This is a genomic window from Pseudomonadota bacterium (genome assembly GCA_016927275.1).
GTDB lineage: Bacteria > UBA10199 > UBA10199 > 2-02-FULL-44-16 > JAAZCA01 > JAFGMW01.
Genome location: JAFGMW010000040.1, coordinates 1 through 4755, shown reverse-complemented (window position 1 = coordinate 4755; position 4755 = coordinate 1). Strand labels below are relative to the sequence as shown.

Here is a 4755-nt window from a genome sequence, read left to right as displayed (position 1 = left end):
CGGCGTATGAGGCGAGGAGGGATAGCGAGGAGAGCGCCACGACCCACTCCGTCTGGAGTCGTATGTCTGGAGCCGTAGCGAGACAGGTATCCCTGACCCGACGCCACCCGGAGGCCATCACGCGAAGTCTTATATACGTTGCTATCACCCTAACTGCATGATATAACGCAAATTATGACCGTCAGGCCGTATAAGCTAAGGCTCAAGAAGGTCTCGGGGGCGGAGCAGGAACTTCTGGCTGCGGTTTATTCGTTTCTCCCGGCCACCGGCGCGCGGGAGGGGCTCCTCGACGGGCTGCGCCAGGCGGTCGCGGACGAGCTCGGCGAGTCCTTCTCGCTCGTGCTCGAGGCGGTCGAGCAGCAGGCGTTCGCGAGCTTCTGCGCGAGGCTACCCAGGCACCCGATCGTCGCGGTGATAGGCCTCGCGCCGTATCAGGACAAGATGCTCTGCGAGATCGACCAGACGCTCGCCCTCATGGCCGTGGAGCGGCTCCTCGGCGGGCACGTCAAGTCGCTGCCCGAGCCGAGGCAGCTGTCGGAGACAGAGCAGGCGGTGCTGCAGTACCTGATCGCCAAGGTCCTCTCCGAGGTGCACCGCAGATGCAAAGGCGAGGAGAGGATTCACTTCAGGCTGGAGCGGCTCGCGACCTCGCCGGACGAGGCCAAGGCCGCCGCTGCGGAGGAGTCGCGCTGCGCGGTGCTGGCTTATCGCGCAGGGATGGGCAGGCACGCGGGGTTCGCGAGGCTCGTGTTCCCGGAGCCGTTCGTGAAGCAGGCGATGCTCGAGGCCGAGGCGCCCGGCGAGTCGAAGCCCGGCGAGCGCGCCGCCCGCATGAGGGCAATGGAGAGATACCACTACGTTCGCACGGCGCTCTGGGCCGAGGCGGGCCGCGCGACCGTCACCCCCGCCGACATCGCGAGGCTTGAGGAGGGCGATGTGGTCCTGCTCGAGGGGGGCGACCTGGCGCTGTCGGGCCTGCCCGCCATGCGGGCCGCCGGCTCGGAGGCGAGGCCGGCGGGCGGCAGGGTGATACTGCGCGCGGGGCTCGGCGAAGGGGCGGGGCTGGACGCGGACGTGACGCTGGAGGCCGGCCGCGCCAGGGCGTGCGTCAGGGGAATCCACAGGGGAGAGTGACATGGTGAATCCAAAGGACAAAAAGGGCGACGAGACCCAGATCAACGACCTCGATGTGTTCGAGGAGTGGGAGGAGGGCCAGGAGGACGAGGGGACCGAGCCCGGCGCGGACGATGTGAAGGAAGAGGGCGGCGAGGAGGGAGACGAGCTGCCCGACTTCGCCGGCTTCGAGAAGATGGAGGCGGAGCCGGAGGGCCCCGCCGCCGAGGAGCCCCTCCCCGAGGATTTCTCCGAATCGCTCGCCGGCCTTGCGCCGGACGTGCCGGTGAGCCTGGTGGCCGTGATAGGCAAGGTGACGACCAACGTGGGCGAGCTCATGAAGCTCTCTCTCGGCCAGGTGGTGGAGCTCGGCAGGCCGCCGGGGGAGACCGTGGACGTGGTGGCGGGCGGCAGGCTCATCGCCCGGGGCGAGCTGGTCGACATGGACGGCAAGCTGGGCGTCAGAATACTGAAAATGGTTAAATGACAGTCGTGAGTGGTGAGCGATGAGTGGTGAGTTTTTTAATCCGCCACTCACGACTCACGACTCACGACTCACGACTCGATATGTTATCTATACTGTCTATTTTGGCGGCGGAGATGGAGACCGTGCCGGCATCCCCGGCGGCGGTCCCTGACTTCGCCTGGCTCTTCATCAAGATGCTGCTCCTGCTCGGCGCGGTCTGCATGGGCGCGATCATCTTCCTCAAGTACGGCGCCCCGCGCATGCCGATCTTCCGTAAGATGGCGGGCCACGGGTTCGCGAGGATCATCGCGAGGCAGGCGATCGAGCCGAGGAAGAACCTCTACCTGGTCGCGATAGGGAAAAGATATCTGGTGATCGGCACCTCCGATCATGCTATAAACGCCTTTGCGGAGCTCACGGAGGATGAGGCCAGGGCCCTCGGCGTCGAGGGAACGGGGGGAAAGCTCTCATGAAGGCTTTCATCTCAAGGCACAAAAGGTGCGCGATCGCCTGCGCTGCCGGTCTCGCGGGGCTCGCATTCTCGACCGCGGCCTGGGCGCAGGCGGGCGAGATCGGCGTCTCAAAGCCGCTGGTCCTGCTGGCGGTGCTGGCCTCGCTGGCCATGGCTCCGTTCGTGGTCATGATGATCACGTCGTTCGTCAAGATCGCCGTGGTCATGGCGCTGGTGAGAAACGCGATGGGCACGCAGCAGGTGCCGCCCAACATGATCGTCACCGGGCTCGCCATGATACTCACGATCTACATCATGGTCCCGGTCGGCTACGACATCTACAGGGTCGCGGGCTCGACGATCAACCAGGGCACGAACCAGCCCCTTCTGTCTCAGGCGTCGCTCAGGCTCCTGGCCCAGGCGGTGGACGAGGGCAAGGAGCCGGTCCGCGACTTTCTGCTCAAGCACGTGCACTCCAAGGAGCGGGCGCTGTTCTACAACCTCGGGCTCAAGCTCAGGGCCAAAGAGGAGTACCGCGCCGACATAACCGACAAGGACTTCATCAACCTCGTGCCCGCGTTCGTGGTCTCCGAGCTCAAGGAGGCGTTCCAGATAGGATTCATAATCTTCCTGCCGTTCCTCATCATCGACCTTGTGATAGCGAACATACTCCTGTCGCTGGGCATGTTCCAGATATCGCCGATCACCATCTCGCTGCCGTTCAAGCTGCTGCTATTCGTGCTCGTGGACGGCTGGCACATGATAGCGAAGGGGCTGATACTTGGATACGTGTAATGGACGCGACTCGTGACTCGTAACTCGTAACTGGCGTGATCCCGCCAGTCACTAGTCACGAGTAACGAGTCACGGGTTTTCGATGCCTGAATACTTCGTGGCGGTGGCAAAGCAGACGATGTTCCTGGCGCTGATCCTCACCGGGCCGCCGGTCATGACCGCGCTGCTGGTGGGGCTCACGATCAGCATACTGCAGGCGACAACCCAGATCCAGGAGCAGACGCTCACCTTCGTGCCCAAGCTCGTGGCGGTGGTCACGATACTCGCGCTCGCCGGCCCCTGGATGCTGGCGCAGCTGATCGCCTTCGCCTCGTCGATATACGAGTCGTTTCCAACCTATGTCTCGTGACACGTAACCCGTAACCGGTGACCGACCCGCCGGTCACGAATCACGAGTCACGAATCACGAGTCACGAGTTACGAGTCACGAGTCACGAGTCACGGTTTTTATGGAAGATCTTTTCAAAAGACTCGGCGTCAACATCGACGTCAGCTTTCACCTGATCTACTACTCCCTCATCTGGGTGCGGATCATCGCCATGGGCTCGGTGGTCCCGTTCATATTCGGCAAGCCGGTGCCCCGCTACGTTCTCATGGCCGGCTCGGTGGTGCTCGCGCTCTTCGCCTACAGAGCGACCGTCCCCGCCGAGCCGCCGCCGCTGTCCGAGGACCGCATGCTGCTCGTCGTGCTCTATCTCAAGGAGGCGTTCTACGGCGCGGCGATCGGGTTCTCGGCGGCGGTCATCTTCCACGCCATGAGCTCGGTCGGCCAGATGATCGACAATCAGCGCGGCGTGTCGATCGCCCGCTCGATACTCCCGCAGCTGGGGGAGCAGGTCTCGATCACCGGCATCTTCCTCTTCCAGCTCGGGCTCGTTCTCTTCCTGGCGATCGGCGGGCACCTCATGTTCTTCGACACGTTCTTCATGAGCTTTCGGGCCCTTCCGGTGCTCGAGTTCCCCGCCGCGGGGCCGGGCATGTTCCCGCTTATGGACATGTTCATGAAGCTCACCGGCCAGGTCCTGCTCATCGCCATGAAGCTGTCGATGCCGGTGATCATCGCCATATTCATGGCCGACCTGATCCTCGGGATCGCCAACCGCATAGCCCCGCAGATCAACGTCTGGATGTTGGGCTTCACCCTCAAGGGGAGCCTCGGCGTCCTCATCCTCTTCCTCTCGCTCACGATGGTCACCGACCAGATGCAGAGGTACGGCCTCGCCGCGGACCGCCACGTCGCCGAGGCGATAGATCTGCTGCAGGGCAAGGTCCCGGAGGGCGCGCCGCAGCCCCCCGCCCCCGAGGAGGGGCTGGCCCCTGAATCAGAGATTCCCGATGTGAAGACAATCGAATGAGCTACCAGAAACTATCAGCTTGTTAGTGGCAAGTGGGTATTCCATTCCCCATCCGGGGTCAAATGGCTGCGGTTTTGCCGGCGATCGTGTTAAATCATCAATAATTTCAATGTTATTATCTGGCATGGGATATGCATGTTAAATTTATCGCGGAGAAGTTCGCGGGGCGGGGTTTTCGAAGGCACAGACCAGGAGATAAAGATGAAGAGACTGGCGATGATGGTGGCGATTGCGGTGCTGGCGGCGCTGTGGGCGGTCGAGGCGGCGGCTGCAACTGGCAAAAGCCGTGTCCCGTCCAAGGGCGATACGATCAAGCAACTTTTCCTGCTCGCCGACACCGACGGCGACGGGGTCTTCGATCACTGGGACAACTGTCCGAGCGTCGCAAATCCGGCCGAAGATGTGTGGCCTGCAGATGGCTGGGGCCCGCCGGAGCATAAGCAGCGCGACACCGACCGCGACGGCGTGGGGGACGCGTGCGACGCATGCCTCGACACGGCCGATGGCGTCGATGTCGGCTCCGACGGCTGCGAAATCGACGCGTGCGATGCGGGCGTGGACGCGGACTGCGACGG

At 63.4% G+C, this 4755-nt stretch carries 7 protein-coding genes; all 7 read left to right on the top strand.

The window, feature by feature from the left end; translation table 11 throughout:
• Nucleotides 1-174 precede the first annotated feature (174 nt).
• Entirely contained in the window at nucleotides 175-1134 is a 960-nt protein-coding gene (locus tag JXA24_02735) for a hypothetical protein (protein ID MBN1282674.1), read from the top strand.
• Between the two features lies 1 nt (nucleotide 1135).
• On the top strand, nucleotides 1136-1600 hold the full coding sequence (locus JXA24_02730) for a FliM/FliN family flagellar motor switch protein (protein ID MBN1282673.1): 465 nt from the start codon (nucleotides 1136-1138) through the stop codon (nucleotides 1598-1600).
• An 80-nt stretch (nucleotides 1601-1680) separates the two neighbouring features.
• On the top strand, nucleotides 1681-2052 hold the full coding sequence (locus JXA24_02725; GenBank protein MBN1282672.1) for a flagellar biosynthetic protein FliO: 372 nt from the start codon (nucleotides 1681-1683) through the stop codon (nucleotides 2050-2052).
• Nucleotides 2049-2825, top strand: coding sequence for a type III secretion system export apparatus subunit SctR (gene sctR / locus JXA24_02720; GenBank protein MBN1282671.1), 777 nt, complete (start codon nucleotides 2049-2051; stop codon nucleotides 2823-2825). The genes JXA24_02725 and sctR overlap by 4 nt, the downstream gene beginning before the upstream one ends.
• 82 nt (nucleotides 2826-2907) lie before the next feature.
• Nucleotides 2908-3174: a flagellar biosynthesis protein FliQ gene (gene fliQ / locus JXA24_02715; GenBank protein ID MBN1282670.1), complete on the top strand. Its 267-nt coding sequence runs from the start codon at nucleotides 2908-2910 to the stop codon at nucleotides 3172-3174.
• A gap of 100 nt (nucleotides 3175-3274) precedes the next feature.
• A complete protein-coding gene (locus tag JXA24_02710; protein ID MBN1282669.1) occupies nucleotides 3275-4180 on the top strand; it encodes a flagellar biosynthetic protein FliR in 906 nt (301 codons plus the stop codon).
• A 135-nt stretch (nucleotides 4181-4315) separates the two neighbouring features.
• A partial coding sequence (locus JXA24_02705; protein ID MBN1282668.1) for a thrombospondin type 3 repeat-containing protein occupies nucleotides 4316-4755 on the top strand: 440 nt, incomplete at its 3' end.